Annotated in this window: 27 protein-coding genes and 1 pseudogene; 5 read left to right on the forward strand and 23 right to left on the reverse strand. The window is 69.8% G+C overall.

Features of this window, described 5'->3' with window-relative positions; translation table 11 throughout:
* Positions 1 to 16: 16 nt before the first annotated feature.
* From OG963_RS11325 to OG963_RS11335, 3 genes are all read right to left on the reverse strand, one after another.
* Positions 17 to 928, reverse strand: a complete 912-nt coding sequence (locus OG963_RS11325; RefSeq protein WP_030916770.1) for a glutamate ABC transporter substrate-binding protein — start codon at positions 926 to 928, stop codon at positions 17 to 19.
* 13 nt (positions 929 to 941) lie between these two features.
* On the reverse strand, positions 942 to 1,685 hold the full coding sequence (locus tag OG963_RS11330; RefSeq protein WP_030916773.1) for an amino acid ABC transporter ATP-binding protein: 744 nt from the start codon (positions 1,683 to 1,685) through the stop codon (positions 942 to 944).
* Between the two features lie 122 nt (positions 1,686 to 1,807).
* Positions 1,808 to 2,248, reverse strand: coding sequence for a DUF6278 family protein (locus tag OG963_RS11335; RefSeq protein ID WP_030978075.1), 441 nt, complete (start codon positions 2,246 to 2,248; stop codon positions 1,808 to 1,810).
* Between the two features lie 291 nt (positions 2,249 to 2,539).
* Between OG963_RS11335 and OG963_RS11340 the strand changes: the two genes are divergently transcribed.
* A complete protein-coding gene (locus tag OG963_RS11340; RefSeq protein WP_093775896.1) occupies positions 2,540 to 2,812 on the forward strand; it encodes a mycoredoxin in 273 nt (90 codons plus the stop codon).
* A 105-nt stretch (positions 2,813 to 2,917) separates the two neighbouring features.
* Here OG963_RS11340 and OG963_RS11345 read toward each other — a convergent pair.
* The 13 genes and pseudogenes from OG963_RS11345 to OG963_RS11405 form a co-directional block, all read right to left on the reverse strand.
* Positions 2,918 to 3,285 (reverse strand): annotated as a pseudogene (locus OG963_RS11345) (transposase); the annotation flags it as partial.
* A gap of 125 nt (positions 3,286 to 3,410) precedes the next feature.
* Positions 3,411 to 3,959 carry a hypothetical protein gene (locus OG963_RS11350; RefSeq protein ID WP_371798843.1) on the reverse strand — a complete coding sequence of 183 codons (549 nt, stop codon included), beginning with the start codon at positions 3,957 to 3,959 and terminating at the stop codon, positions 3,411 to 3,413.
* Between the two features lie 290 nt (positions 3,960 to 4,249).
* The gene (locus OG963_RS11355; RefSeq protein WP_093776198.1) at positions 4,250 to 5,656 is read right to left on the reverse strand and encodes an amidase; all 1,407 of its coding nucleotides are present in this window, start codon (positions 5,654 to 5,656) and stop codon (positions 4,250 to 4,252) included.
* A 222-nt stretch (positions 5,657 to 5,878) separates the two neighbouring features.
* Positions 5,879 to 6,658 carry an exodeoxyribonuclease III gene (locus OG963_RS11360; protein ID WP_093775890.1) on the reverse strand — a complete coding sequence of 260 codons (780 nt, stop codon included), beginning with the start codon at positions 6,656 to 6,658 and terminating at the stop codon, positions 5,879 to 5,881.
* 48 nt (positions 6,659 to 6,706) lie between these two features.
* Entirely contained in the window at positions 6,707 to 7,363 is a 657-nt protein-coding gene (locus OG963_RS11365; protein WP_093775888.1) for an MBL fold metallo-hydrolase, read from the reverse strand.
* Between the two features lie 13 nt (positions 7,364 to 7,376).
* Positions 7,377 to 8,639, reverse strand: a complete 1,263-nt coding sequence (locus tag OG963_RS11370; RefSeq protein WP_371800283.1) for an alpha/beta fold hydrolase — start codon at positions 8,637 to 8,639, stop codon at positions 7,377 to 7,379.
* A gap of 336 nt (positions 8,640 to 8,975) precedes the next feature.
* Positions 8,976 to 9,572, reverse strand: a complete 597-nt coding sequence (locus OG963_RS11375; RefSeq protein ID WP_093775886.1) for a hypothetical protein — start codon at positions 9,570 to 9,572, stop codon at positions 8,976 to 8,978.
* Between the two features lie 13 nt (positions 9,573 to 9,585).
* Positions 9,586 to 10,749: an ROK family glucokinase gene (locus OG963_RS11380; RefSeq protein WP_030916796.1), complete on the reverse strand. Its 1,164-nt coding sequence runs from the start codon at positions 10,747 to 10,749 to the stop codon at positions 9,586 to 9,588.
* A 137-nt stretch (positions 10,750 to 10,886) separates the two neighbouring features.
* Positions 10,887 to 11,753, reverse strand: coding sequence for an ATP-binding cassette domain-containing protein (locus OG963_RS11385; protein WP_176902261.1), 867 nt, complete (start codon positions 11,751 to 11,753; stop codon positions 10,887 to 10,889).
* Positions 11,720 to 12,775, reverse strand: coding sequence for an ABC transporter permease (locus OG963_RS11390; RefSeq protein WP_093775884.1), 1,056 nt, complete (start codon positions 12,773 to 12,775; stop codon positions 11,720 to 11,722). The genes OG963_RS11385 and OG963_RS11390 overlap by 34 nt, the downstream gene beginning before the upstream one ends.
* Entirely contained in the window at positions 12,772 to 13,755 is a 984-nt protein-coding gene (locus OG963_RS11395) for a sugar ABC transporter substrate-binding protein (protein ID WP_093775882.1), read from the reverse strand. Before OG963_RS11395 ends, OG963_RS11390 begins: the two co-directional genes overlap by 4 nt.
* 194 nt (positions 13,756 to 13,949) lie before the next feature.
* Positions 13,950 to 14,963, reverse strand: coding sequence for a sugar ABC transporter substrate-binding protein (locus OG963_RS11400; protein WP_093775880.1), 1,014 nt, complete (start codon positions 14,961 to 14,963; stop codon positions 13,950 to 13,952).
* 92 nt (positions 14,964 to 15,055) lie between these two features.
* Entirely contained in the window at positions 15,056 to 15,814 is a 759-nt protein-coding gene (locus tag OG963_RS11405; RefSeq protein ID WP_093775878.1) for a GntR family transcriptional regulator, read from the reverse strand.
* 216 nt (positions 15,815 to 16,030) lie between these two features.
* Between OG963_RS11405 and OG963_RS11410 the strand changes: the two genes are divergently transcribed.
* Entirely contained in the window at positions 16,031 to 16,450 is a 420-nt protein-coding gene (locus tag OG963_RS11410; RefSeq protein ID WP_093775876.1) for a PPOX class F420-dependent oxidoreductase, read from the forward strand.
* Positions 16,451 to 16,540: 90 nt separating this feature from the next.
* Here the strand turns inward: OG963_RS11410 and OG963_RS11415 are convergent, their stop codons facing one another.
* A complete protein-coding gene (locus OG963_RS11415; RefSeq protein WP_093775874.1) occupies positions 16,541 to 17,671 on the reverse strand; it encodes an N-acetylmuramoyl-L-alanine amidase in 1,131 nt (376 codons plus the stop codon).
* Between the two features lie 347 nt (positions 17,672 to 18,018).
* Here OG963_RS11415 and OG963_RS11420 point away from each other — a divergent pair, with 347 nt between their 5' ends.
* Positions 18,019 to 19,023 (forward strand): Gfo/Idh/MocA family oxidoreductase, encoded by a 1,005-nt coding sequence (locus OG963_RS11420; RefSeq protein WP_093775872.1) that lies wholly within the window; start codon positions 18,019 to 18,021, stop codon positions 19,021 to 19,023.
* A 15-nt stretch (positions 19,024 to 19,038) separates the two neighbouring features.
* Here OG963_RS11420 and OG963_RS11425 read toward each other — a convergent pair whose 3' ends face one another.
* From OG963_RS11425 to OG963_RS11440, 4 genes are all read right to left on the reverse strand, one after another.
* Positions 19,039 to 19,455: a PaaI family thioesterase gene (locus OG963_RS11425; RefSeq protein ID WP_093775870.1), complete on the reverse strand. Its 417-nt coding sequence runs from the start codon at positions 19,453 to 19,455 to the stop codon at positions 19,039 to 19,041.
* A 16-nt stretch (positions 19,456 to 19,471) separates the two neighbouring features.
* On the reverse strand, positions 19,472 to 20,578 hold the full coding sequence (locus tag OG963_RS11430) for a cytochrome P450 (protein WP_093776194.1): 1,107 nt from the start codon (positions 20,576 to 20,578) through the stop codon (positions 19,472 to 19,474).
* Positions 20,579 to 20,699: 121 nt separating this feature from the next.
* Positions 20,700 to 21,419 carry a response regulator transcription factor gene (locus tag OG963_RS11435; protein ID WP_093775868.1) on the reverse strand — a complete coding sequence of 240 codons (720 nt, stop codon included), beginning with the start codon at positions 21,417 to 21,419 and terminating at the stop codon, positions 20,700 to 20,702.
* Positions 21,416 to 22,642, reverse strand: a complete 1,227-nt coding sequence (locus OG963_RS11440) for a sensor histidine kinase (RefSeq protein ID WP_371798844.1) — start codon at positions 22,640 to 22,642, stop codon at positions 21,416 to 21,418. The genes OG963_RS11435 and OG963_RS11440 overlap by 4 nt, the downstream gene beginning before the upstream one ends.
* Positions 22,643 to 22,810: 168 nt before the next feature.
* On the opposite strand from OG963_RS11440, the gene OG963_RS11445 reads away from it, so the two are divergent.
* Complete coding sequence (locus tag OG963_RS11445; RefSeq protein WP_030916835.1) at positions 22,811 to 23,014, forward strand: hypothetical protein; 204 nt, start codon at positions 22,811 to 22,813, stop codon at positions 23,012 to 23,014.
* A gap of 5 nt (positions 23,015 to 23,019) precedes the next feature.
* Here the strand turns inward: OG963_RS11445 and OG963_RS11450 are convergent, their stop codons facing one another.
* Positions 23,020 to 23,943, reverse strand: coding sequence for a DMT family transporter (locus tag OG963_RS11450; RefSeq protein WP_319327791.1), 924 nt, complete (start codon positions 23,941 to 23,943; stop codon positions 23,020 to 23,022).
* Between the two features lie 210 nt (positions 23,944 to 24,153).
* Between OG963_RS11450 and OG963_RS11455 the strand changes: the two genes are divergently transcribed.
* Entirely contained in the window at positions 24,154 to 24,984 is an 831-nt protein-coding gene (locus tag OG963_RS11455) for an aldo/keto reductase (protein ID WP_093775864.1), read from the forward strand.
* Positions 24,985 to 25,106: 122 nt separating this feature from the next.
* Here OG963_RS11455 and OG963_RS11460 read toward each other — a convergent pair whose 3' ends face one another.
* On the reverse strand, positions 25,107 to 25,436 hold the full coding sequence (locus tag OG963_RS11460) for a putative quinol monooxygenase (RefSeq protein ID WP_371798845.1): 330 nt from the start codon (positions 25,434 to 25,436) through the stop codon (positions 25,107 to 25,109).
* Between the last annotated feature and the right edge of the window lie 91 nt (positions 25,437 to 25,527).

Below are 25,527 nucleotides of genomic sequence, written 5' to 3' on the forward strand. Positions count from 1 at the left end.
GGTGTGGCCCGTCCCCTCAGGTCGCCGGGTAGCGGTCGATGGGCGGCGGAGTCGGTGCGGGCACTCCGGACAGGCCGAGCGTGGCCTCGAACGCCTTCTTCCAGTTGCCGTTCTTCTCGTTGGCTTCGAGGGCGTCGTTGAGTGCGAACCGCAGGGCGTTGTCGCTGCGCGGTACCCCGATGCCGTACGGCTCCTCGGAGAACGGCTTGCCGACCACCTTCAGTTCCTTGGGTGCCTTGGCGGCGAAGCCCAGCAGGATGGCGTCGTCGGTGGTGACGGCGTCGACCTGGTAGGTCAGCAGGTTGTCGACACAGATCGAGTACGTGTCGTAGGAGACCAGGATCGCCTTCGGGTAGTCGGCCGCGATCCGCTGATACGGGGTCGATCCGGCCGCCGAGCAGACCGTCCGGCCGGCCAGGTCCTGCGGGCCGTTGATGTCGTGCTCGTCCGTGCGGACGAGCAGCGACTGCCCGGCCATGAAGTACGGCCCGGCGAAGCCGACGAGCTTCTTGCGCATCTCGTTGATGGTGTAGGTGCCGACGTAGTAGTCGATCTGACCGTTCTGCAGCGCAGTCTCGCGGTTGGCCGAGGCGATCGTCCTGAAGCGGATCGTCTTCGGGTCGAAGCCGAGCGAGGCGGCCATCATTCTGGCGATCTCGATGTCGAAACCGGAGTAGAGGCCGGTGGCCGGGTCCTTCTCCCCCAGGTACGGCTGGTCCTCCTTGGCCCCGACTCTGAGGTAGCCACGCTTCTTCGCCTTCGTCCAGGTTTTCGACTCGGGCAGCCGGAAGCTGGTGTCGACCTTGTACACGGGCAGCTGCGCGGCCCTCGGCCCCTTCACCGGAGGGCTGCCCTCCTTGCCGCAGCCGACCGCAAGGACGGCCAGCAGGAGCCCCGCGCAGGCGGCCAGAACTTTTCTCGTACGCAACTGGGGCCTCCTGTCAGTGCTTGAGGATCTTGGACAGGAAGTCCTTGGCGCGGTCGCTCTCCGGGGCGGTGAAGAACGCTTCCGGGGTGCGGTCCTCGACGATGCGGCCGTCCGCCATGAAGACCACGCGGTTGGCGGCGGATCTGGCGAACCCCATCTCGTGCGTGACGACGACCATGGTCATGCCATCCCTGGCGAGCTGCTGCATGACCTCGAGCACCTCATTGATCATCTCCGGGTCGAGCGCCGAGGTCGGCTCGTCGAAGAGGAGGGCCTTGGGGTCCATGGCCAATGCGCGGGCGATGGCCACCCGCTGCTGCTGGCCGCCGGACAGCTGGGCGGGATACTTGTCGGCCTGCGAGGCGAGCCCGACCCGCTCCAGGAGCTCCCGGGACCGAGCGTCGGCTTCGTCCTTCTTGCGTCTGCGGACCTTGAGCTGGGCCAGCGAGACATTGGCCAGCACGGTCTTGTGCGCGAAGAGATTGAACGACTGGAAGACCATGCCGACTTCGGCGCGCAGCTGCGCGAGCCCCTTCCCTTCCTCCGGGAGGGGTCTGCCGTCGATCGCGATCCGACCCGACTCGATCGTCTCGAGCCTGTTGATGGTCCGGCAGAGCGTTGATTTACCGGAGCCGGAGGGGCCGATGACCACCACCACCTCCCCGCGGCCGACGGTGAGATTGATGTCCTGCAGTACGTGCAACGCTCCGTAGTACTTGTTGACGTCCCGCAGCTCGATCAACGGATCGACGGCCATACGCTGCCCTACCCACTTATCGCTGTGTCGAGGTCAGCGCAAACTATCCATCCCGATAAGGGACTTCGCCCCCGACACGCATAAATAGGGCATAAGGCGTTTTATTTGGTTTTGGTGATCGACTACCCTTCGGCCGACTCCGCGTACACCTGCGAGAGCTCGGGGCTGCCCGTCATCGCCCAGTCGAGCCCGGCCTCGACGACATCGATCTCCCGCCCGGAGGCGAGCCGCACCACGGGCTGACCGCTCGGCCAGATGTGCCAGGCAGCGCCCGGGACATTGCGTACGAGGACGGTGCCGAGATACAGCCCGGCGTCGTTGCCCAGCCAGGGCAGCTCCTCGGGGTCGTCGCGCCAGCGCGGCGGCAGCTGGTCGAGCGCCGTCAACGAGGCCGGGGTGTCGTCGAGTTCCAGCCCGCGCTGCCCCACTCGGACCCGCAGCAGCTCACACTCGGCGAGCAGCTCGGCGACGCCCTCCGGGTCGACCTCGACGGCGGCCGCGAGGCCCGCCCCGCGCGTACCGTCGTGACGCTTACGCCAGTTGTCCAAGAAAGGGATGTTCATACCACTCAGGGTCGCATCCCGGCCGGGATACGCACCACAGGGCGCGCGGCCTGTCGTTCGAGGACTGAATCCGGCGCACGCACCCCGCCGTGCGCCGCCGCACGCGCCGTCCGCACGCCCCGCCCGGCGCTGAACGGGCGGGGTGCGGTCCGCGTCTTCGCAAGCAGCCAGCAAGCGGGACAATGACAGGAACCACCGTATCGGCGGCCACTGACAGCGCCGCCCTCCCGGGCTCCGGCCGGGCCGGGCCGGTTACGATCCACCCCACGCCTACGCGACAGGGGGACCCGCATGGCCGAGGACCACGACGGCATGGTCGTCTACTGGCGGCCCGGCTGCCCGTACTGCATGAAGCTGCGGCTACGGCTGCGGTTCAGCCGCCTCACCTACACCGAGGTGAACATCTGGCGGGACCCCGAGGCGGCGGCGTTCGTACGCTCGGTCGCCGACGGGAACGAGACCGTGCCCACGGTGTCCGTGGCCGGCCACTCCATGGTCAACCCCTCCAGGAGGCAGGTGCTGGCCGCGGTCCGGACCCACGCGCCGCACCTGGAGGCGTCGTAGGTCCTGGAATCGCTCACCACCGCGTATCGGACCGTGATGCCCGCCGAGCAGACCGCTGCGGCCACACTGCTGGAATCGGCACGTCAGGCAGCCGGTTTCCACTGGCCGGCCGGCGGCGACAAGCCGCTCCACGACCTCGCGGATCTGCTCGGTAGTCGCCGCGGCGACGTCGGCGCCGGGCGCCGGGCGGACCGCGTCCAGCACCGCGGTCCACGACGTTCGGCCCGTCTCCAACGCTGCCACGACCGAGTACGGCCAGCCGGGCACCATTTGGTGTTTGCCTTCACCCCGGCCCGAATGTGTGGCAAAAGGCCCGGTCAGCAAAGGTGCTGGCGTCCGGCCGCAGCCAGCACGATCCGGCCGTCCGCCGCCCTCGGCAGCGGCATCCCGGCCAGAGCCCGACGCAGTCGGCCGACATCGATCCGCCCCTGGTTGAGCCCGCCATACAGAGCTCCGTGACCACGTTGATCGTCAGAATCCTGAGCGTCGCGATGGAGGTCCTCGCCGACTACGAGGGCGACGCGAAGAAGCCCGTCTTCTCGATCCTCATGGACACACGCCCAGCCTCGACTACGCGGAGGGCAAACTCCTCGGAAAATCAGGAAGAGGAAGAGGAAGAGGAAGAGGCTACCGAGTCGGTGAGCTCCGAGGGTGGTTCGACTCCGATTTCCTGGAGAAGTCCTGCTACGTCGCGGTCGAGCTGGACACCTACCTCGGCGACTTCCTGAATCCCGATGCCGCCGAAGACCGTGCTGGGCTGGTCGATCGTGAAGACCGCCATGTCAGAGTCATCGCCGCTGATCAGGATCCGCAGCGGCGCGTACAGCAGGGCCGTGTGGTCATGCTGGAACATTTTCTCCGCAGTCACATGATTGCCGAGCAGGTACTCGACGACCTTGGTCCGGTGTCCTGCAGCCGCCATGAGCGGAGTGGCGTCAATGGTGTGGAAAATCAACAAGCCATTCGGCGCCTGGGCGGCGATAGCGGCCCGCACGTCGTCCCAAGTGCCGCCCCTCTCGGTGATACGCACCGTGGCGGCGGCATCGAAGAGTGGGGCCGCCTGTTCGAAGCGGCGCCGGAACTCGTCGAATCCTATTCCTGTCGGAATGGAAAGGCGGGTCATGGTGTGCGGTGCAGTCAGGGTCATGGCGTCCCCCGATCTCGTCGTCAGTCCTTAACGCGGCTTCTCCCACCCTACGGGCGGCCGACCTACCCGGCATGTCCTTGCAAGTTGGTAAGTGGGGGGACCGGCGGGCGGGCCCGTCGCCGTTGCGGGGGCGGCCCCTCATGCCCGGAAGGCGCTTCGTGGCCATGTATCCGCTGCCCTGCGCGCATGCTCCCTCGGAGGTGAGTGTGAGGGGGCTGGCGCGGCTCCCGGCCGACGCCCGGGCATCCTCGCGATGGGCGCCGACGTGTTGTGGTTCCGATTCCCGGTTGTCAGAGGTCGGGGTGCTGGTCGCGCACGGGGCTGAGTGTCTCCAGGAGTGAGGCGATGTGCAGGATCGTCGACTCCGCGTACGGGTTGGCCGCCAGCTGCACGCCGATGGGCATGCCGTCGCTGCTGGTTCCGAATCGCATCGACAGGGCCGGATGTCCCGTCAGGTTGAACGGGACGGTCGTGGACGAGACGTGGAAAGCGCCCATCGCCTGGCCGCCGAGGGTGAATTCCTCCAACTGGTGCTTGTGGGCGGGGATCGTGGTGACCGGGAGCAGGAGGACGTCGTACTGGTGGAAGTACTCGGCGAAGCCGTCCCGGATCCGTTCGACGGCCTGTTCGGCCTGGACGAAGTCCTCTACCGATGTGTCGGGCAGGGTTTCCAGGAACTTCGTGTAGCTGAACATCTGGTCCTCATGCCCTGCGGTGACCTGCCGGAAGGCCGGTCGCACCTCCATGACCATCAGTTTGTTCCAGAGTTCCAGGGGGTTGTCCCGCTCGAGAGCGGGGATGTTCACGGCGTCGACCTGGGCCCCCGCGTTCTGCAGGGCGTCGGCGGCGGCCCGCACGGTTGCCGCGACTTCCGGATCGGTCGGGCCGAGTCCCGAGTCGACCAGCCAGCCCACGCGCACCGGTCGGTCGGGGGTGGCGCCCAGGCCGGTGTCGAACTCGCGCGGGGTGGTGGCGAAGCCATCGGCGCCGTCAGGACCGGCCAACACCGAATAGGCCAGTGCGAGGTCGCGGATGCTGCGGGCCATGGGGCCGACGTGCCAGTTACGGCGGGGTTCGCGTGGCCAGATGCCCGTCATCGGGATGCGCCCGTGCGTCGGCTTGAGGGACACGACACCCGTGTCGGCCGCCGGCCCGCGCACCGAGATGGACAGGTCGCTCGCGAGTCCGAGCGGCGACATCCCGGCCGCGATCGCCGCGGACTCCCCGCCGCTCGAACCGCCGGACGAGCGGTTGAGGTCCCAGGGGTTGTTTGTCCTGCCCGTCAGGAGATTGTCGGACTCGATCCAGAACGAAAACTCCGGAAGGTTGGTCTTGGCCAGGAGGATTCCGCCGGCACGCTTCATCCGCGCTACGGCAGTGGCGTCCGTGTCCGGGGTCCGGCCCGCGAAGATCGGCGAACCGCGCTGGGTGAGCACCCCGGCGGTGTCGAACGAGTCCTTGGCGGTGAAGGGGACGCCGTGGAGCGGCCCCACCTCCCCGGCCGCCGCGAGTTCCTCGTCCGCTGCCCTCGCGGCCTCCAGCGCACCGTCGGCGAGCGTGACGATGGCGTTGAGCCTCGGATTCGTAGCCTCGATGCGGTCGAGGTGCGCCTGCACCACCTCGGCGGAGGAGACCTTCCTGGTACGGATCAGCTCAGCGAGCTCGCTCGCGTCGGAGTGAATGAGATCGGTAGTCATGATGAACCCATTCATAGACCGGTCTACTACTTGTTATGCCACCTTGATGCGGTGAACTCGTGCACGGATGCTGCTCGCCCGTCACGTATCCGAGGAGCAGGGCGGAGGCGCCGGTGACGGCTGCGGCGGTGCGGGTACGGCTGCGCATGGTCCCGCCAGGACTTTGCATGATCAGGGGGCCATTCTGCGCCAGTACCAGGCCGTTCGTCACCGGCCGACGGTTCACAGCTCCAGGTCGACGACCACCGGCGCGTGGTCGGACGCGCCCTTGCCCTTGCGCTCCTCGCGGTCCACGTAGCTGTCCTTGACCGCGACCGTGAACGGGGCGTTGCCGTAGACCAGGTCGATCCGCATGCCCTTGTTCTTCGGGAAGCGCAGCTCGCGGTAGTCCCAGAAGGTGTACGCACGGTCGTACTTGAGGGGGCGCGGCATGACGTCCGACAGACCCTCCTGGCGCAGTGTGGCGAGGGCGGCGCGCTCGGCGGGCGTGACATGGGTGGCGCCCTCGAACAGCGCCGGGTCCCAGACGTCCTCGTCGGTCGGAGCCACATTGAAATCGCCCAGCACCGCGAACGGCTGCGAGCCCGCGGCGTCCGCGGCGACCGCCTTCTGCAGGGCCTCGAACCAGCGCAGCTTGTACGCATAGTGCGGGTGCTCGATCTCGCGCCCGTTCGGCACGTACACCGACCAGAGGCGGACCGGGCCGCAGGTCGCGGAGATCGCGCGGGGCTCCTGCACGCCGTCGTAGTCGGGGCCGCCGGGCAGTCCCATGACGACGTCGGACAGGCCGACCCGGGAGACCAGCGCCACGCCGTTCCACCGGCCCGTGGCGTTGACCACGGACTCGTAGCCGAGCTCGCGCAGGGCGTCAGCCGGGAACTGCTCGGCCGTGCACTTGGTCTCCTGGATGCACAGCACGTCCGTGCCGGTGCTCTCCAGCCAGGCCAGCAGCCGCGGGAGGCGGGCGGTGATCGAATTGACGTTCCACGTGGCGATGCGCATATACGTAAACCTAGCGGCTCCCACTGACAGTCGGCGGACCGGCGCCGGTCACAGACCGGTGGAGTCCCCGGGAGTCAGCCGGCCGTGGTCGGCGCCGCCGAGGCTGCCGATCTGCCGGTCGTAGATCGGGCGGGCGAGATCGGTGAGCAGCGCGTCGTGGATGTCGATCGCCCGGCGCGGTTTGACCTCGCGCACGTAGTCGATGACCTCGGAGATCTTGTTCCAGGGGGCCATCACCGGGAGCATCAGGGTGTCGACGGGGTGGTCGGGGACGGTGAGCGCATCCCCCGGGTGGAAGAGCGAACCGTCCACCAGGAAGCCGATGTTGGTGATCTGCGGGATGTCGGGGTGGATCACCGCGTGCAGTTCGCCGTGCACCTGCACGTCGAATCCCGCGGCGGTGAACGTGTCGCCGTGACCGACGGTGTGCACCCGGCCGGGGAAGGCCGCGGAGAGCTGTTCCGCGACGCTGCGCAGCGTCCAGATCTCCGCGGCCGGGTTTGCTTCCAGACCGGCCCGCAGCCGGCCCTCGTCGAAGTGGTCGGCGTGCTCGTGGGTCACGAGCATCGCGTCGGCGCCCAGGGCCGCGTCCTGCTCCGAGAAGCCGCCGGGGTCGATGACGAGCGTCCGCCCGTCCTTCTCCAGCCGGATGCAGGAGTGCGACTTCTTGGTCAGGGTCAGGTGCACAGGGTTCGCAGCGTTCATGAGGCTCATCCTGCTACGGCCGGGGCGTGGTTTCCTCCTGAATCACCGACTGGGCGATGGTGAAGGCGGCGCCCGCGGCCGGTATGCCGCAGTACACGGCGGTCTGCAGCAATACCTCCTTGATCTCGGCCGGGGTCAGGCCGTTGCGCAGGGCGGCCCTGATATGCGGGGCCAGGCCCTCCAGATGGCCGGAGGTGACCAGTGCGGTGAGCGTGACGCAGCTGCGGGTACGGCGGTCCAGGCCCTCCCGGGTCCAGGTCTCACCCCAGGCGTAGCGCGTGACGAGCTCCTGGAACTCGCCGGTGAAGTCGTCGGACCCGGCCATGACCCGGTCGACGTGGGCGTCCCCGAGCACTTCGCGGCGGACCTTCATCCCCGGGTCGTACGGGTCCGGGCGGCCGGAGGTCACGCCGTCGGGCCCTGCCGTGGCGGGGGCGATCTCCGCGATGGGCAGGACGGGGGCGGAGAGCGTGGCGCCGGTGCCCGGGACGGGGATGGCGGCCAGGGTGTCCTGCCAGCTGGTGGAGAAATGGGTGAGGAGCAGATCGGTGACGGCTCCGGGCTGCTCGACGGGGGCCAGGTGCGAGGCGCCGGGGACGAGCGCGAGCCGGGCGTCCGGTATGCCCGCGACCAGGGTGCGGGCCTCGGCCGGCCCGGTGACATGGTCCTCGGCGCCGACCAGGACGAGGGTCGGAACGCTGATGCGGCCGAGTTCGGGACGGATGTCGAAAGCGGCGAGAGCTTCGCAGGCCGCGATGTAGCAGCCGGGGTCGGTGGTGCGGACCATCTGGACGGCCCACTCGACGATGGCGGGCTGGGCGGCGGCGAAGCCGTGCGTGAACCACTGGTCCGGCGCGCTGCGGGCCATCGGCTCCAGGCCGTTGGTGCGGACGATCACGCCGCGCTGCCGGAACTCGTCCGCACTGCCGAACCGGGGCGAGGCGGCGACCAGGGCCAGCGCGGCGACCCGGTGCGGGTGGCGCAGGGCGAGGTCGGCGCCGATCGCGCCGCCGATGGAGCAACCCGCGTACCCGAAGCGCTGGACGCCGAGGCCGTCGAGGGTGGCCAGCAGCCGGTCGGACAGTTCACCGACGGCGGTGGCGGGGTGGGCCGGGGCACCGCCGTGGCCGGGCAGGTCGAAGCGGAGGACCCGCCAGTGCTGGGAGAGCTCCGGTATCTGGCGGTCCCACATGTGCCAGGTGGTGCCGAGCGAGGGGCCGATGACGAGGACGGGAGCATCCTGCGGGCCGTCGAACCGGTACTGCAGGGTGTGCATCGGCAGCGCGCGGGATCCCTGCGGGATCGGCCGGGGCTGGGCGGACGGCGCCGGCTGCGGGGGCACGGGCTGGGCAGGCTGCACCGGTTGTGCGTGCGACGGCTGCGGCGGTACCTGCCCGGTCTGCACGGCCGACAGCGGCGGCACCGGCTGCAGGGTGTGCGCGGGCTGCGCTGCCTGCGGCCCCGGGAACGGCTCCAGCGTCTGCGGGCCCTGGAACTGCTGCGCCGCAGGTACGGACTGCGCGCCCGGGAACGGCTGCGCGGGCTGCGGGGTCTTCGTCTCACTCACATCGCTCACTCGCTCCAGGTTAGTGAGCGGTCGGTCGGCCTCCGGTCAGGGGGTCGCCGCGGATACGACATATACGACAGGAGATGCCGGATCGGTCATGTCGACGGTGATGTCCTGGGTGGGGCGCGGGTCCTTGTTGGTGTGGGTGGTACCCGCCCAGTCGACACCATGGCCGAAGTACCAGCCCGCGATCTTGGTGTCGCGGGCGCCGACGGTGACGTCGCCGTCGGTCAGGGCCGCGCGACCGGAGCCCAGACGGGACAGGAAGCGGTCGAGCCCGGCGGACGACGTACGGAACTGCACGTACATCCGGCTGGCCTTCCAGTTGTTCGTCTCGTAGTACTGGACGTCCACCGCGTCGCCGGGGATCGGCACCTCGAAGATCCGGCGCTGCATCCGGGACGGCCAGCCCTCGCGAAGCCCCTGCGCGGAGGCCTCGGCCTCCTTGTCCTGCCCGGAGCGGCGGCTCTGCCCGGCGGAGATCAGCAGATAGCCGGCCGGGACGCCGATCAGCAGGACGATGATGGTCGCCGTGATCAGGCGCCGCCGGATCATCCGGCGCCGGTCCTCCGGGGGCCGTCCGCCGCCCTCGTCGGGCGGCGAGGACTGGCGCGGCAGGACGGGATGCTCTGCTGTGGTCATGTTCTGCGGGCCCCTAGGAGGTGCGGGTGTTGCGGGTGGACCGGATGGTGCTCGCGGCCTGGTCGTAGATCTGCGCGTACCGCTCGTACCGCTCGACACGACGGCGATTGGTGCGGCGGAACCGGCGGGCGACCAGCCGGGCCAGGTCCGCGGCGCCGACCATACCTGCCTCCGGGCCGAGCTCCGCCTTCGCGATCCGGGCCTCGGGGCGGTAGCCCCGACCGGTGAGGTGACGCTTGAAGGCGTCCCTGGCGGGACCGATGAGCAGGTCGTCGGCGGCGCTGACACCGCCTCCGATGACGAAGCAGGAGGGGTCGAGCGCGGCGGCCAGATTGGCGATGCCGACACCGAGCCACTGGCCGATGTCCTGGAGGAGCTCGATGCACATCGCATCGCCCTCGCGGGCCAGTTCGGTGATGAGCGGCCCGGTGATTTCGGGGATGTTCCCCTTGACCCGCTCGATGATGCCGTGGGCCACCGGCGAGTCGGCGGCGGCCAGCTCCCTGGCCTCACGGACGAGGGCGTTGCCGGAGCTGTACTGCTCCCAGCAGCCGCGGTTGCCGCACGGACAGCGGTGCCCGCCGGGCACCACCTGCATGTGGCCGAACTCACCGGCGACCCCGTACTTGCCGCGCTTGACCTGACCGTCCTCCAGAATCGCGCCGCCGATGCCGGTACCGAGCGTGATCATGACGAGATGGTCCTCGCCGCGGCCCGCGCCGAACCGCCACTCCGCCCACGCCGCGGTGTTCGCGTCGTTGTCCACCATGACGGGGACGACCAGGCGGGAGGCGAGGGCGTCGCGGAGCGGTTCGTCGCGCCAGGCGAGGTGCGGGGCGAACAGCACCTTGGAGCGGTCGGCGTCGACCCAGCCCGCCGCGCCGATACCGACGGCGTGCACGTCGTGCCGGTCGGAGAGGTCGAGGACCAGCTCGACGATGGTGTCCTCGACGACCTTGGGGCTCTTGGACTTGTCCGGCGTCTCGGTGCGCAGCTGCTCCAGGATGTTCCCGTCGGCGTCGACGACGCCGGCCATCACCTTCGTACCCCCGATGTCGATGCCGACGGTGGGTACCCGGGGCGCCGTGAGGTGCGAGCGCCGCTCGCGGGTGCCGACGGTCCGCAGGACGGTGGCGCGGGCGGAGCCGCGGTGTGTGAAGTCGCGGTACGTGCTCATCGTCCCTGCGTTGTCTGGGGGGACCGGGTGTGGTGACAGCTCCCGGCGGCGGACGGCGCCCGTCGGGCTCGATTCTGCCACTGCCGGAGCGTCGGGGCGGGCGGTCGGGGTCCACGGCCCCCCGCCCGCGCCCTCTCCTACGGGGTGTCGTCGGTGACCGGATGGCCGCCCAGATGGGTCGGCGAGGGGGCCCGCTCGAGCTCGTGGCTGAGCTCCTCGAGCTCGCTGCCACCGGCCATCTGGCGGGTCAGCTCGTCCAGGGTGATGGAGTCCTTGGTGTGGCTGCCGGACATGGCGCCCCGCTTGAGCAGCACGAACCGGTCGCCGACCAGATAGGCGTGGTGCGGGTTGTGCGTGATGAGAACCACGCCGAGCCCGGCGTCCCGGGCGGCCGCCACGTACTTCAGCACGACCCCGGACTGCTTGACGCCGAGTGCGGCGGTGGGCTCGTCCAGGACGAGGACCTTGGCGCCGAAGTAGACGGCCCGCGCGATGGCGACGCACTGACGCTCGCCGCCGGACAGGGTGCCGATCGGCTGGTCGACGTCGCGCAGGTCGATGCCCATGCGCAGCAGCTCGGAGCGGGTCGTCTCGCGCATCATCCGGACGTCGAGCCGCTTGAACGGTCCGACGCCCGTCGTCGGCTCGGAGCCGAGGAAGAAGTTTCGCCAGACAGGCATCAGCGGAACGACGGCCAGGTCCTGGTACACCGTGGCGATGCCCCGGTCCAGGGCTTCGCGCGGGTTGGCCAGAGCGGTCTCCTCGCCGTCGACGAGGAACCGGCCTTCATCGTGCCGGTGCAGCCCTGCGATGATCTTGATGAGGGTGGACTTGCCGGCGCCGTTGTCGCCGAGGACGCAGGAGATCTCGCCCGCGTGGACCTCCAGCGAGACGTCCTGGAGCGCCTTGATGTTCCCGTAGAACTTGCTGACGTGGTCGAGCTCGATGAGCGCCCGGGGGGCCGCGGTCGTCATTTCGTCGCCTCCGCGCGCTTGCGTACCCATGCGTTGAGCAGGGTGGCCAGGAGCAGCATGGCTCCGAGGAAGAACTTGAACCAGTCCGGGTTCCACTCCGCGTACACGATGCCCTTGCTGGTCATGCCGAAGATGAAGGCGCCGATCGCCGAGCCGATCGCGGAGCCGTAGCCGCCGGTGATCAGGCAGCCGCCGATGACGGCCGCGATGATGTACGTCAGCTCGTTGCCGACGCCCTCGCCGGACTGCACGACGTCGAACGAGAACAGCAGGTGCTGGCCGGAGACCCAGGCGGCGAAGGCGACGCCGAGGTAGAGCCCGACCTTGGTGCGGATCACCGGGACACCGACGGCGCGGGCCGCGTCGGCCTCGCCGCCGACCGCGAAGATCCAGTTGCCGAAGCGGGTACGGAGCAGGATCCAGGTGGCGATCGCGACGAGCACCGCCCACCAGAGAATGGTGACCTTGAGCTCGACCCCGCCGACGGTCCACTGCGAGGCGAAGACCTTTCGGGCCGAGTCGAAGCCCTCCATGTCGGCGATGGACTTGGTCGACACGGTTCCGCTGATCAGCTTGGTGAAGCCGAGATTGAGACCGGTCAGCATCAGGAACGTACCGAGCGTGATGATGAAGCTCGGCAGTTTGGTACGGGTCAGCATGAACCCGTTGAACGCGCCGACGGCCAGCGTCACCAGCAGCGACACGAAGACGCCGACCCAGACATTGGCCGTCATCTGGTAGCTGAACATCGACGAGACCAGCGCGGAGCTGGTGACCAGGACACCGGCCGACAGGTCGAACTCACCGCCGATCATCAGCAGCGCCACCGGCGCCGCCATGATCCCGATGGTGGAGGCCGCGTACAGCACCGTGCCGAAGCTGGATGCGCGCAGGAAGCTGTCGGCGACGATCGAGAAGAAGATGAAGACGGCCGCGGCGCCCACGACCGAACCGAGTTCCGGGCGGCCGAGCAGCCTGCGCAGCGCCGAGGTGTGCAGCAGCCGTTCATCGGACCCGGCCGCCGGGGCCGGTGGTTGTGCCGTCGTGGTCATCGGGTCCCCCGCTTCGTGTACTCCGCCAGTTCGGCGGCGTCCTTCGAGGTGATGATCTGCGGGCCGGTGAGGACGGGGCGCCCGCCACCGAGCACATTGCGGTTGTAGCGGTAGAGCCAGAGCAGGTCGACGGCCTCGTACCCCTGGAGGTACGGCTGCTGGTCGACGGCGAAGCCCAGGGTCTTGTCCTGCAGGGCGGTGGCGACCTTCGCGTTCAGGTCGAACGTGTCGATCTCGGCCTTGGAGCCCGCGGTCCGCTTCGCCTTCACGGCGGCGTCCGCGAACGGCGCGCCGAGCGTGACGACCGCGTCGATGCTCTTGTCGGCCTGGAGCTTCGCTTCGATGGACGCCTGGACGTCGGGCATGTTGGTGCCCTCGACGTACAGGTTCTGCATCTGCCCGTCGAACGCCTTCTTCGCCCCGGCGCAGCGCTGCTCGTGGCCGACGTTGCCCTGCTCGTGCAGGATGCACAGGGCCTTCTTCCGGCCCCGCGCGTTGAGCTCCTCGCCGACGGACTCGCCGGCGATGGACTCGTCCTGGCCGATGTGGGTGAGCGCGCCGAACGCCTTGGACTCCGCGGAGCCCGAGTTCACCGTGATCACCGGGATCCCCGCCCTGGTGGCCTTGGCGACGACGTCCTTCATCGCGTCGGGCTTGGCGAGCGAGACGATCAGTCCGTCGACCTTCTGGTCGATCGCGGCCTGGACGAGCTGGGCCTGCTGCTGCGCCTCGTCGTTGTGCGAGTACAGGAACTTGATGTTGTCCTTGACGGCCGCCTGCTCGGCGCCCCGCTGGACGATGTCCCAGAAGGTGTCGCCGTCGCCCGAGTGGGTGACCATGGCGAAGGTCCAGCGGGGTGTGTCCACCGCGGACCGGCCCTCGGCGGCGGCCCGGGCCGCGCGCTCCTCCGCCCGCTTGCCACCGGTGCTGCTGCATCCCACGAGGGAGGCCCCGAGCACCGCCGCAAGCACGGCACCCATCGCACGTACCCCTGTCCGAACCCTTGCCACGACGCCGTGCCCTTCTTGTGCTGCTCGCTGTACCGCTTGGTGCCGCCTGGGGGTATCGCCTCCCGGTCCGACTGGCCAAGTATCCCCGAGGGCGAGTCGGCGCCGCCCGGCAGGGGCGGGACGCGTGCGTCGCGAGGGGCTGTGCGCGGTGGCACGTACGGGGGTCATCGGGTGCCGCGCGCGGTGTACTCCTCCAGCTGAGGGACGTCGTCGGCGGTGACGATCGCCGGGCCGGTGAGCACCGGCTTGCCGCCACCGATGACGTTGCCGTTCGTCTTGTTGAGCCACAGTTCGTCGACGGCGAGATAGCCCTGGAGGTAGGGCTGCTGGTCGACCGCGAAGCCGACCTCCGACGCCTTGAGGCGCTTGACGACCTCGGCGTTCAGATCGAACGTGTCGACCTCGGCCTTGGAGCCGGAGCCCTCCTTGGCCTTGACGGAGGCGGCGGCGAACGGCGCGCCGAGGGTGACGATCGTGTCGATGTCCTGATCGGCCTGGAGCTTCGCCTCGATGGAGGAGGTGGAGGCGGGCATGTTGGTGCCCTCGACGTTGAGGTTCTCCACCGCGCCCTTGAAGGTCTTCTTCACCCCGGCGCACCGCTCCTCGAGCGACACGTTGCCCTGTTCGTGGATGACGCAGACGGCCTTCTTGCGGCCGCGCTTGTTCAGTTCCTCGCCGACGGCCTCGCCGGCGACCTTCTCGTCCTGGCCGATGTGGCCGAGCGCGCCGACCTCCGCGGAGAACTGCGCGCCCGAATTGATCGTGACGACGGGTATGCCGGCCTTCACCGCCTTGGCGACGACCGCTTCGACGGCTTCCGGTTTGGCGAGCGTGACGACGATGCCGTCGACCTTCTGGTCGATGGCGGCCTGGACGAGCTGGGCCTGTTCCTTGCCCTCCTTGTCGGCGGAGTAGAGGAACTCGACGTTGTCCTTGGCCGCGGCCTGCTTCGCACCGCTGCGGACGATGTCCCAGAAGGTGTCGCCCTCCCCCGCGTGCGTGACCATGGCGACCTTCATCCGGGGTGTGGAGACGCCTTTGACGCCCTGCCCGCTGCCGCTCCCGGGCTTGTCCTCCGAGCTCTTGCCGCCGGAGCTGCTGCATCCGGTCAAGGTGGTGAGCGCGAGGCCGATGGTGCATATGGCGATCAGGGTTGTTGCCTTGCGAGGAGTACGCATGGAGGTCCGCCCTCTCTCCCGGCCGCCGGAGTGCGGCTTCGGGAGTTCTAGCGGGGTGCGTCGGCGCCGTCAACGGGGCCTCCGGAGGCTCGTCAGCGTACGAGGAGCTGGAAGTCGAAGGCGTAGCGCGAGGCTCGGTAGACATGGGAGGCGAATTCGACCGCCCGCCCGGTGTCGTCGTACGTGGTGCGCTCCATCGTCAGCAGCGGCGCGCCCTCGGGCTCGGCGAGCTGGGCGGCCTCCTCGGCCGTGGCGAGGCGGGCGCCGACGTTCTGGCGCGCGCTGTGCAGAGTGATTCCGGCGGCCCGCATGATCCGGTAGAGACCGGTGGCCTCCAGCCGTTCGGTGCCCAGGTCGACCAGGCCGGCCGGCACGTGGTTGCGCAGCAGCGCCATCGGTTCGTCGTGGGCGGACCGCAGCCGCTCCACGAGGTGGACGTCGGCGCCTTCCGGGACACCGAGGGCGGCGGCGACCCTGGCAGTGGCGGGCTCGATCCGGTTGCACAGGACGCGGGTGGCGGGGCGCTGACCGGCCGCCTCCAGATCGTCGTACAGGCTGCTCAGTTCGAGGGGCCGCTTGACCTGGCTGTGGACGACCTGGGTGCCCACCCCGCGGCGTCGCACCATCAGGCCTTTGTCGACGAGCGACTGGATGGCCTGGCGGACGGTGGGCCGGGACAGGCCGAGCCGGGCCGCGAGCTCGATCTCGTTGCCGAGGAGACTGCCGGGGGCGAGGCGGCCCTGTTCGATGGCCGCCTCCAACTGCTGCGAGAGCTGGTAGTAGAGCGGGACCGGGCTGCTGCGGTCCACACCGAGTTCGAGGGCGGCGGGGTCGGCGACGGGTTTGGGCACGGCAGGAGCGTAGCCCTCATGTCAGGACCACCGGTAGTCAGGTCGTCCCGTCGTCCGGTTGTCCTGACAATTCCACTCAGGAGATGCGACACGACCTGGGACACCCGATCGCGGGCGGGTCGGCGGGCGACCTGGGCGGGGTGATCGTAGTCTGCGGATGAGGTGCCCAGGGCGCGCCACCGGTGCCGTACGACGGGTCGATGTGAGGGAGAGCAGATGTCCAAGCCACCGTTGCCGGACGAAGCCGTAGCCATGCTGAAGAAGGCGAACCCGGCCGTCATCACCACGCTCCGCCCGGACGGCCAGCCGGTGTCCACCCCGACCTGGTATCTCTGGGACGACGGCAGGGTGCTGGTGAACATGGACGAGGGCCGCAAGCGGCTGGAGCACATCCGCCGGGACCCGCGCGTCAGTCTCACCGTGCTGGACGAGGTGGGCTGGTACACGCACATCAGCATCATCGGCCGCGTCTCCGAGACGCGTCCGGACGAGGGCCTCGCCGACATCGACAGGCTGGCCCGTCAGTACATGGGCAACGACTACCCCATGCGGGACCGCGACCGGGTGAGCGCCTGGATCGAGATCGAACGCTGGCACGGCTGGGGCACCCTGAAGGACAACAGCCAACCGGGCTGACCACCCGCCGGGGCGCCGGGCCTGCCACGGCCGGCCGGGAAGCGAAGGCCCGCAGGCCTTCGCGCAACTCCCGGTCGGCCGCGGACGGGTTCAGGCCCGGAACGCCTGCCGTACCGAGCCGCCGACGACAGCGCACCATGTGCTCGTCCCGACCTTGCCGTTGGGAGTGAGCCCATGGAGCCGCTGCAGGTCCTGGACGGCCTTCATGGTCTCGTGGTCGTACGTGCCCGTCGGCACCGCATCCGTGTATCCCTTGCGGACCAGCATCTCCTGAAGCGCGACGACGGGCAGGCCGGTGGCGTGCTTGTCGAGGGTGGGGACGAGCGCCTCCCAGGTGGCAAGGTCGAACGTGCAGTCCGGGTCGACCGGCAGGCCGTTCCTCGCCTGGAAGTCGTTCACGACCGAGATCGTGTCCTGGCCGAAGACGCCGTCGGCGGCCAGTCCGTATCCGAGGTCGGCGAGCAGGTACTGCGCCACCTTGACGACGGGGCCGCCGACGAACCGCCAGATGTCCGGCCAGCGGCGCTCCGGTATCGCACCGGCCGGCGTGCCCAGCGCCTTCAGGACGCGCGTGCGGACCATCGGGAACTGTGCGTAGAAGGCGATGCCCGGGCAGTCGGTCTCGCGGAAGTCCCAGTGGCCGAAGATATCCCAGGCGTTCAGGTCGAACTTGCGGCACACGACGATGCACAGGTCGACCAACGCGTCGAGGAGGGCCTCGGGCGGGGTCTCCGTGATGTAGGTGCCCTCGTTCTCGATGCCGATCGCGTTGCCGTTCTCGCCGGGACAGTGGGCGGCGGTCACCTGGTGTTCCCCGGCTTCCAGGGTCTCCAGACTCCGGTGCCGCCCCTCCAGGACGTAGCCGCCCCGGCTCACCGTGAAGTGCTGGCCGGTGTCCGCCCAGCCGTTGGTGTCCATGTGCAGGTCCTGGCAGTCCTTGGCCAGTTGGACGGCGTGCTCGCGCGAGTAGTCGGTGACGTTCGGGAACGCCATGTGGTGCAGGATGATCTTGTTGGTGGTGTTGCCGGTGATCTGCACGGGACTGGCCGGCGGCCTGGCGCCCCAGCTGTCACAGTCGATGATCCAGGGGAATTCCGCCGAAGGCGCTGCCTGGGCCGCCGCGGGGAGCGCCAGTTCGGTGCCGACGACCGCGACGACCGCTCCCCCCAGGCCGAATCTGAACAACGTGCGGCGATCGATTTCGTACTCGTGCATGGCCATGCAGCCCCCCCAGGGGTCACAGAATCCTCCGTCGACTGCCGACGGCAACGGGAGATTATGTGGCCCGTGCACGCAAAACCAGAGTTTCTTGAAGATCGTTACGAGCTTCACGGGGCAGGGCGGGGCGAATGGGAGCAAGTCGCCGCCGCCCCCCTTCCGGACCCGGGACACCCAAGGTGATATGACGGGCCGACAGCTCTCACGGGCAGGCCCACATCACCGGAGGACCGGCCGTTCGACGACGGGTCGGCCGGAAGCCCATACCCTCTCGGGTCGACACCCGAACACGCTCTCGTTTGTCAGGACATATAGTTGACAGCGCAGCCGGTGGGCGGCACGTTGGGTCCATGCGTATCGGACTCATCGGCACCGGCCGGATCGGTTCCTTCCACGCGGGTGTGCTGGCCCGCCACCCCGCGGTGGACACGCTGGTGGTGACGGACACCGACGGGGCGAGGGCGGCCGCGGTCGCCGCCCGGACGGGCGCCGCAGTCGCCGGTTCCGTGGCCGAAGTACTGCGCGCGGGCGTGGACGCCGTCGTGATCGCCTCGGCCACGTCGGCGCACGCGGAGCTGATCGCGACGGCCGCGCGCGCGGGGCTGCCCGCGTTCTGCGAGAAGCCGATCGCGCTGGACCCCGCGGGGACGCTCAGCGCGCTGCGCGAGGTCGAGCGGGCCGGGAGCGTGCTTCAGCTGGGCTTCATGCGGCGGTTCGACGCCGGGTACGCCGCGGCGCGCACCGCCGTGCGGGGCGGTGCGCTGGGCAGGCTGCACACCCTGCGGGCCGTGACGTCCGATCCGGCGCCGCCGCCCGCCGCGTATCTGCCGCACTCCGGCGGTCTGTTCCGGGACTGTCTGGTCCATGACTTCGACATCCTGCGGTGGGTGACGGGCCGTGAGGTGGTGGAGGTGTACGCCACCGGATCGGATGCCGGTCCCGCGATGTTCCGCGCGGCGGGCGATGTCGACACGGCGGCTGCCCTGCTGACCCTCGACGACGCCACACTGGCGACGGCAACGGCGACCCGGTGCAACGGTGCCGGGTACGACGTACGGATGGAACTGGCGGGCGAACTCGGCCAGATCGCGGTCGGTCTCGACGAGCGCACTCCGCTGACATCGGTGGAGCCACAGGGCCCCGCCGCTCCGGCCAAGCCCTGGCCGGGGTTCCTGGAGCGGTTCGCCCCGGCGTACGAGGCGGAACTGGACGCGTTCGTACGGGTGGTGCGGGGAGAGCAGGCCAACCCGTGCGACGGCCGGGAAGCTCTGCACGCGCTGCGGATCGCCGAGGCGTGCGAACTGTCCCGGCGCGAACACCGGCCGGTGGCGGTGGCGGAGATCCCGGCCGACTGAGGCGGCATGGCCCCTTCAGTTCCGGGCGGGGAGCACGGTCCCCTGGGCTACCGCGCACAGGGTTTCCGTGCCGTCGTCCGCGGCGGCGAACAGATCACAGCGGACGACGGCCTGACGGCGGCCGGTGTGGACGACGACGGAGCGGGCGATCAGGGTGCGGCCGGTGGCGGGCCGGATGTACTGGATCGAGAAGCCGCCGGTGAGTACGGCCGCTCCGAGGGTCGTCCCGGCGGCGAACGTGATCGAGTTGTCGGCAGCGTAGGAGAGCACCCCGCCGTGCACGAATCCGTTCTGCTGCTGGAGTTCCGGACGGATGTCCACTTCGAGGGTGGCCGAACCGTCCCCGAAAGCGGTGATCCGCGCCCCGACGAGCCGGCTGAAAGGCTGGCTGTCGAGGACCTTCTGTGCCATCTGCAAATCAAGTCCGGTCATGACACGCCTTCCTACCTCACCAGCGCACCGGCAACCGTCGCACCCCCCGGATCAGCATTCCCGGCAGCCAGTCGAGTTCCCCGGTCTCCGGAGCGAGTTCGAGATCCGGGCACCGCTCCAGCAGCGCGCGGATCGCGATCCGGCCCTCCATACGGGCCAGCGGCGCGCCCATGCAGAAGTGGATCCCGTGTCCGAACGCCAGATGCCCCTGGGTGTCGCGGCGGATGTCGAAGCGGTCCGGTTCCGGGTAGCGGGCGGGGTCGCGGTCGGCTCCGGCCAGGGCGATCAGCACCGCTTCGCCGGCCGGAATGACCCGGGAGCCGATCCCGACCGGTTCACGGGTGAAGCGAAAGGTGGCGGTCTCCACCGGCCCGTCGTACCGGAGCATCTCCTCGACCGCGCCGTCGATCAAGCCGAAGTCGGCTCGCAGTGCCGCGAGTTGATCGGGGTGGGTCAGCAGTGCGCGTACCCCGTTGGAGATCAGGTTGACCGTGGTCTCATGACCGGCGACGAGCAGCAGGAAGGCCATCCCGACGAGTTCGTCGGACGACAGCCCGTCGCCCTCCTCGTCACGCGCCCGGATCAGCGCACTCAGCAGGTCGTCGCCGGGCGAGCACCGCTTGTCCTCGATGAGCTCGACCAGATAGGCGCCCATCGAGCGGACCGCCTCGCCCTCCTCCTGCGCCGTCTTCGGGGCGACGATGCCGTTCGACAGCCGGCGGAACTCGTTGCGGTCCAGGTCCGGCACACCGATCAGCTCACAGATGACCGTCATGGGCAGCGGGAAGGCGAGTGCGTCGACGAGGTCGCCGTGCCCGGCGGGCACCATCGCGTCGAGCAGTTCATCGGTGATCTGCTGGACGCGCGGGCGCAGCGACTCGATCCTGCGAGCGGTGAACTCGCGGGCGACGAGCTTGCGCAGCCGGGTGTGGTGGGGGGCGTCCATCTCCAGCATGTTGGCGTTGATCGGATCGCCTGCGCCCGTCGCGTACTGCGTCGTCCGCCAGTCCTTGCCGAGCCGCTGGTCGGCGAGGGCCGCGCGGCCCTCCTCGTAACCGACGATCAGCCAGACCCGCTCGAAATCGTCGGTACGGATGGTGTGCACCGGTCCCTCGGCGCGCATCTTCGCGTAGTACGGATACGGATTCGCGGTGAAGTCCTGGATCCCGCGAAGATCGACGTCCACTGCGGACACGGTCCGCCCCCTCCCGGCCGGTTCGGTCGACCTGCTCGGATCGACCCCCTCAGCGTACGTCGCCGGTGGAGTCGCCCTCCTCGTCGAGCAGACCCGCGTCGTGCACCAACAGCGCGATCTGGACGCGGTTGTTGAAGCCGAACCTCGCGAGGATGCGCGACACATGGGCCTTGACGGTGGCGACGCTCAGGTACAGGGTCGCGGCGATCTCCGCGTTGGACCGGCCGCGTCCGACGGCGACCGCGACCTCGCGCTCCCGCTCGGCGAGGGAGGCGATCCGCTGCCGGGCCCGTTCGGCCCGGGCCGGCCGGCCGTCGGCGCCGCCCGCGGCACGAGTCATGAGCTGCCGGGTGACGGCGGGCGACAGCACGGGGTCACCGGCCGCGACCCGGCGCACCGAGTCGACGATCTGCGCGGGAGGGGTGTCCTTCAGGACGAAACCTGCCGCTCCGGCGCGGATGGCCTGCAGCACCTGCTCGTCGGCGTGGAAGGTGGTGAGAACGACGACCTCGGGCGCGTCGGGTCTGCTGCGCAGCGCTTCGGTCGCGGTCAGCCCGTCCATGGTCGGCATCCTGATGTCCATCAGCACCACATCGGGGCGGTGCCGGTCGACGAGATCCGCGACCTCGGAGCCGTCCGCACCCTCCCCCACGACGGTGATGTCGTCGACGCCGCCGAGCATGAACGTCAACCCGGCCCGTACGAGCGGGTCGTCGTCGACGATGAGCAGCCGGACGGGGGGCGCCGCGGGATCCCTGGGGGTGGTCATGCGGACCACGGTAGCCAGGCCCGGACGACGAAACCGCCGTCGGGTTCCGGGCCGTGGTGGAGGCGGCCGCCCGCGAGGGTGGCGCGCTCGGTCAGGCCGATGAGCCCCTGGCCGGAGCCGGGGACCCGCTCGAACGGTTCGACAGGTGCCGGGTTGCGTACCTCGATGGTGAGTCCGTCGCCCGGTCCGCCGGTGAGGGTGATGGTGACCCCGGTGCCGGGGGTGTGCTTACGGGCGTTGGTCAAGCCCTCCTGGGCGATGCGGTACACGGTGCGTCCGGTGGCGCCGGGGGCGGTGGCCGGGTCGGTGACGTGGTTGTCGAGGGTGACCTTCATTCCCGCCAGCCGGGATTCGGCGATCAGTGCGTCCAGCGTCGCGAGGGTGGGCTGCGGCCGGTTGCCGTCCCCGTTGTCGCCGTCGCCGGGGCTCCGGAGGACTCCGATGATCTCGCGGAGGTCCTGGAGCGCCTCGTGTGCGCTGTCCCGGATGACCCCTGCGGCCCGGGCGACCTCGGCCGGTGGCGCGTCGGGGCGGAATTCGAGGGCGCCTGCGTGGACGCTGAGGAGGGTCAGCCGGTGGGCGAGCACATCATGCATCTCGCGCGCGATGGCCTCGCGCGCCAGCCGCTGGGCCTGCTCGGCACGGAGCCCCGCCTCCGCCTCGGCCCGGCGGGCGCGCTCGCGCAGCGTGACGACGAGCTGGCGTCTGGACCGTACGACCATGCCCCAGCTCAGCACCAGCAGGACCAGCAGCACGCCGACGACGGTGGACGCGAGGAACGAGGTCGCCGGGTCGGGGCGTAGATACGGCTGCACGGGCGCGACGGCCAGGGCGAGCACGCCGACGGCGGCCACCGGTCTGAACGGCCGGTGCACCGCGACGCTGAACAGCGCCACGAGCAGGGCCCCGGCGGCGACCGGTTCGACGACGGAGACCAGTGTGAGGGTCACAGCCAGGCCGACCGGCCACCGCCGCCGTGTCCACAGGGCGCAGCAGGCCGCGGCGCCGATCAGCGAGTCGGTGAAGACGACGCCGTCGGGGGTGGTGTGGTCGGCGTCGATGGCACCGGCCGCGGCCACGCCGATCGCCGCCGCGCAGAGGAAGGCCGTGACGTCGACGACCCAGTCCCGTACCGTGCGGCGTGCCCTGCGGCCCAGGTCACCGGGCAGCTCGGGATCGGCCATCGCCGAGGGCAGCAGCCAGGGGTACTCCGTGCGCGTCATATCGACAAAACTACTCAGATGGCGGGCAGGTACCGGCCGTACGGGAGCGGGCGGCCACCGAAGTCGCGGGACCGGAGACTTCGGTAGCGCCGGACCGGATACTTAAGTCGCAACGGGGCAGACCGGCGGCCGACGCGGTGGTGGGACCGTACGCGCGAGGCTCACGGGATGAAGAAACTCTGCGAGTCGATCGGTTTCATCGTCTTCATCCAGGGCGTCGCCGGGCTGCTCCATGAATGGACGGGGTGGTTCCGGCTCTGGACGGTGGTGCGGAGACTGGAGTTCCTGGGTGGGTACGCGATGTTCGTCAACATCGTGCTGGTGATGACGGGCGCCGCCGTCATGGTGGCGGCGGACCGGCTCAAGGACTAGCCGGTTCAAGGAGCAGCGGGGGTTGCCGCGCGGCGGCCCCAGCCGGTTCCGGCAAGGACGAGCACCGCGCCCAGTACGCCGAGGGCGGAGAGCCGTTCGCCGCCGATCGCGATGCCCGCGGCCGCCGCCCACAACGGTTCCGTACCGAGCAGCAGACTGACCCGGGACGGTGAGGTGCGGCGTACCGACCACATCTGTACGAAGAAGGCGAACAGCGTGCAGAAGACGGAGAGGAACAGCAGCCCGCCCCACTCCCGGACGCCGAACCCCGCAGCCACCGTCCAGGGCGATTCCCCTGTGCCGGGAACGGCGGCGAGCACGGCGAAGACGGCGACCGCGCTGCCGAGCTGCACGGTGGTCAACGACAGCGAGTCCGCCGCCTGGACGGACTTGATGCGGGCCATCATCAGCACATGCAGGGTGCGGGCGAGGGCCGCCACCAGCATCAGCAGATCGCCCACCGACGGACTGGTGAAACCGCCGCCCTGGGTCAGCAGCACGACACCGGCGACGGACAGTGCGGCGGCGGCGAGGAACGCTCTGGGCGGCCGGACCCTGGTCACCGCGGCCTCGGCGAGCGGTGTGAAGATCATCGTCAGACTGATGATGAGCCCGGCGTTGGTCGCCGAGGTGTGCACGACGCCGTACGTCTCCACCAGGAAGATCCCGCTGAGGACCAGCCCCAGCAGGCCCGCGCCGCGCCACTGCGCCGCGCTGAGCGCCCGCAGCCTGCGCCACCCGGCGACGGTCAGCACGGGCAGCACGATGACGAAGCGCAGGACGAGGACCGCGACCACGGTGGACGTCGTGGTGATGCCCTTGGCCGCGAGATAGCTGGCGCCCCAGACGACCGCGACGAGCAGCACGGGCAGATCGGTGAGCCAGGCCCGGCGCGGTGGTGCGAGGGCGGGCAGGGCGACAGCGGACACCTGGTTCTCCTGATTCTCCACAGCGGGAAACGATGTGGAGACCTCACCGGCTCACACGCGGAACGATCACGGTACCGGGCGGCCCACGGCTGCGGGAACACCCGTCTCAGCGCTCGAGGTCACCGATCCCCGCCGTGGCCGTCCGGACGGGTGGACCACCGCTGTCCGTCCTACGCTGGCCAGGAAGGTTTCCGAACGTAAAGGGAGATCATGATCGAGACCCCGGCTCGCACCCTCAACGACGGCCGTACCGTTCCCTCCGTCGGGCTCGGCACCTGGCCGATGGACGACGACGCGGCCGAGCAGGCCGTCGCGGGGGCATTGGGCCTCGGATACCGGCTCGTCGACACCGCACTCAACTACCGCAACGAGACGGGAACCGGCCGCGGGATCGCCCGCAGCGGCGTGCCGCGCGAGGACGTCTTCGTCACCACCAAGGTGCCGGGCCGGCACCACGGTTACGAGAAGACGCTGGCGTCGTTCGAGGAGTCCCGGCGCAATCTCGGGCTCGACTACGTGGACCTGTATCTCATCCACTGGCCGCTGCCCCGGGTCGATCTGTACGTCGACACCTGGAAGGCCATGATCCAGCTCCGCAAGGACGGTCTGGTGCGGTCGATCGGTGTCTCCAACTTCACCGCGGCCCATGTCGAGCGGCTGGAGCAGGAGACCGGGGTGCTGCCCGCTGTGAACCAGATCGAGATGCATCCGCGCTTCCCGCAGGAGGAGCTGCGGGCCGTGCACGAGGCGAAGGGCATCGTCACCGAGAGCTGGAGCCCGCTGGGCCGCGGCCACCGGCTGCTGGCGGACCCGGAGATCGTCGCCGTCGCCGAGGCGCACGGTGTGACACCCGGTCAGGCCGTGCTTCGCTGGCACACCCAGCTCGGTGCGGTGCCCATCCCGAAATCCGCCGATCCGGGGCGGCAGCGCGAGAATCTGGATCTGTTCGGCTTCGACCTGACGGCGGACGAACTGGCCCGGATCTCCGCGGGCCCGCGGCGGCGGTTCGGCGGCGACCCGGAGTCCCACGAGGAGTTCTGACCGGCGGTGACTCACCGGCCGGGGCCACCCGTGGGATCTCACCCTTTCCGGCTCACCGGACGGGGTTCGCCCGTGGGATCTCGTCCTTCCCGGCTCACCGGCCTGAGCTCACCGTTCCCGGGTCACTCACCGCGCGGCGTGAGCTCCGCCATCAGGGACCAACCGTCGCCCGGGACATCGACGTTGATGATTTCCGGGGTCCGGGCGACGAGGTCCGCCATGCCTTCCATCGCCGCCGCGAAGTGCTCGGACTTCACATGTGCCTCGCCCGCCTCCGGTGACGCGAAGGCCTCCAGGAGCACGAACTGGTCCGGATTCTCGACGCTGTACGACCACTCGAAGAACAGATTGCCCGGTTCCTGGCGAGTGGCGAGGGTGAAGGCCTCGACGGCCGGAAGCCAGTTGTCGCGCTCGGCGCTGCGGACGGTGAACTTGACGGCGATGAAGATCATGGCGAATCGACTCCTGCTCGGGACATGCGATCCGTCCAGCGTCCCACAAGCCCTGGATCCGGACGCACCGGGCGCACCCGGATGGAGCCGG

Source organism: Streptomyces sp. NBC_01707 (genome assembly GCF_041438805.1).
In the GTDB taxonomy this organism is placed as follows: Bacteria; Actinomycetota; Actinomycetes; order Streptomycetales; family Streptomycetaceae; genus Streptomyces.

Bases quoted from the DNA above. Each gene is read 5' to 3' on its own strand.
- OG963_RS11350 (WP_371798843.1), bottom strand. From the start codon at position 3,959: ATGACCCTGACTGCACCGCACACCATGACCCGCCTTTCCATTCCGACA.
- OG963_RS11370 (WP_371800283.1), bottom strand. From the start codon at position 8,639: ATGCACACCCTGCAGTACCGGTTCGACGGCCCGCAGGATGCTCCCGTC.
- OG963_RS11435 (WP_093775868.1), bottom strand. From the start codon at position 21,419: ATGACCACCCCCAGGGATCCCGCGGCGCCCCCCGTCCGGCTGCTCATC.
- OG963_RS11430 (WP_093776194.1), bottom strand. From the start codon at position 20,578: ATGCGCGCCGAGGGACCGGTGCACACCATCCGTACCGACGATTTCGAG.
- OG963_RS11455 (WP_093775864.1), top strand. From the start codon at position 24,154: ATGATCGAGACCCCGGCTCGCACCCTCAACGACGGCCGTACCGTTCCC.
- OG963_RS11380 (WP_030916796.1), bottom strand. From the start codon at position 10,749: ATGAGCACGTACCGCGACTTCACACACCGCGGCTCCGCCCGCGCCACC.
- OG963_RS11395 (WP_093775882.1), bottom strand. From the start codon at position 13,755: ATGGGTGCCGTGCTTGCGGCGGTGCTCGGGGCCTCCCTCGTGGGATGC.
- OG963_RS11355 (WP_093776198.1), bottom strand. From the start codon at position 5,656: ATGACTACCGATCTCATTCACTCCGACGCGAGCGAGCTCGCTGAGCTG.
- OG963_RS11415 (WP_093775874.1), bottom strand. From the start codon at position 17,671: ATGGCCATGCACGAGTACGAAATCGATCGCCGCACGTTGTTCAGATTC.
- OG963_RS11330 (WP_030916773.1), bottom strand. From the start codon at position 1,685: ATGGCCGTCGATCCGTTGATCGAGCTGCGGGACGTCAACAAGTACTAC.
- OG963_RS11420 (WP_093775872.1), top strand. From the start codon at position 18,019: ATGCGTATCGGACTCATCGGCACCGGCCGGATCGGTTCCTTCCACGCG.
- OG963_RS11440 (WP_371798844.1), bottom strand. From the start codon at position 22,642: ATGACGCGCACGGAGTACCCCTGGCTGCTGCCCTCGGCGATGGCCGAT.
- OG963_RS11360 (WP_093775890.1), bottom strand. From the start codon at position 6,658: ATGCGCATCGCCACGTGGAACGTCAATTCGATCACCGCCCGCCTCCCG.
- OG963_RS11400 (WP_093775880.1), bottom strand. From the start codon at position 14,963: ATGCGTACTCCTCGCAAGGCAACAACCCTGATCGCCATATGCACCATC.
- OG963_RS11460 (WP_371798845.1), bottom strand. From the start codon at position 25,436: ATGATCTTCATCGCCGTCAAGTTCACCGTCCGCAGCGCCGAGCGCGAC.
- OG963_RS11390 (WP_093775884.1), bottom strand. From the start codon at position 12,775: ATGACCACGACGGCACAACCACCGGCCCCGGCGGCCGGGTCCGATGAA.
- OG963_RS11425 (WP_093775870.1), bottom strand. From the start codon at position 19,455: ATGACCGGACTTGATTTGCAGATGGCACAGAAGGTCCTCGACAGCCAG.
- OG963_RS11340 (WP_093775896.1), top strand. From the start codon at position 2,540: ATGGCCGAGGACCACGACGGCATGGTCGTCTACTGGCGGCCCGGCTGC.
- OG963_RS11365 (WP_093775888.1), bottom strand. From the start codon at position 7,363: ATGAACGCTGCGAACCCTGTGCACCTGACCCTGACCAAGAAGTCGCAC.
- OG963_RS11335 (WP_030978075.1), bottom strand. From the start codon at position 2,248: ATGAACATCCCTTTCTTGGACAACTGGCGTAAGCGTCACGACGGTACG.
- OG963_RS11385 (WP_176902261.1), bottom strand. From the start codon at position 11,753: ATGGGTACGCAAGCGCGCGGAGGCGACGAAATGACGACCGCGGCCCCC.
- OG963_RS11375 (WP_093775886.1), bottom strand. From the start codon at position 9,572: ATGACCACAGCAGAGCATCCCGTCCTGCCGCGCCAGTCCTCGCCGCCC.
- OG963_RS11410 (WP_093775876.1), top strand. From the start codon at position 16,031: ATGTCCAAGCCACCGTTGCCGGACGAAGCCGTAGCCATGCTGAAGAAG.
- OG963_RS11445 (WP_030916835.1), top strand. From the start codon at position 22,811: ATGAAGAAACTCTGCGAGTCGATCGGTTTCATCGTCTTCATCCAGGGC.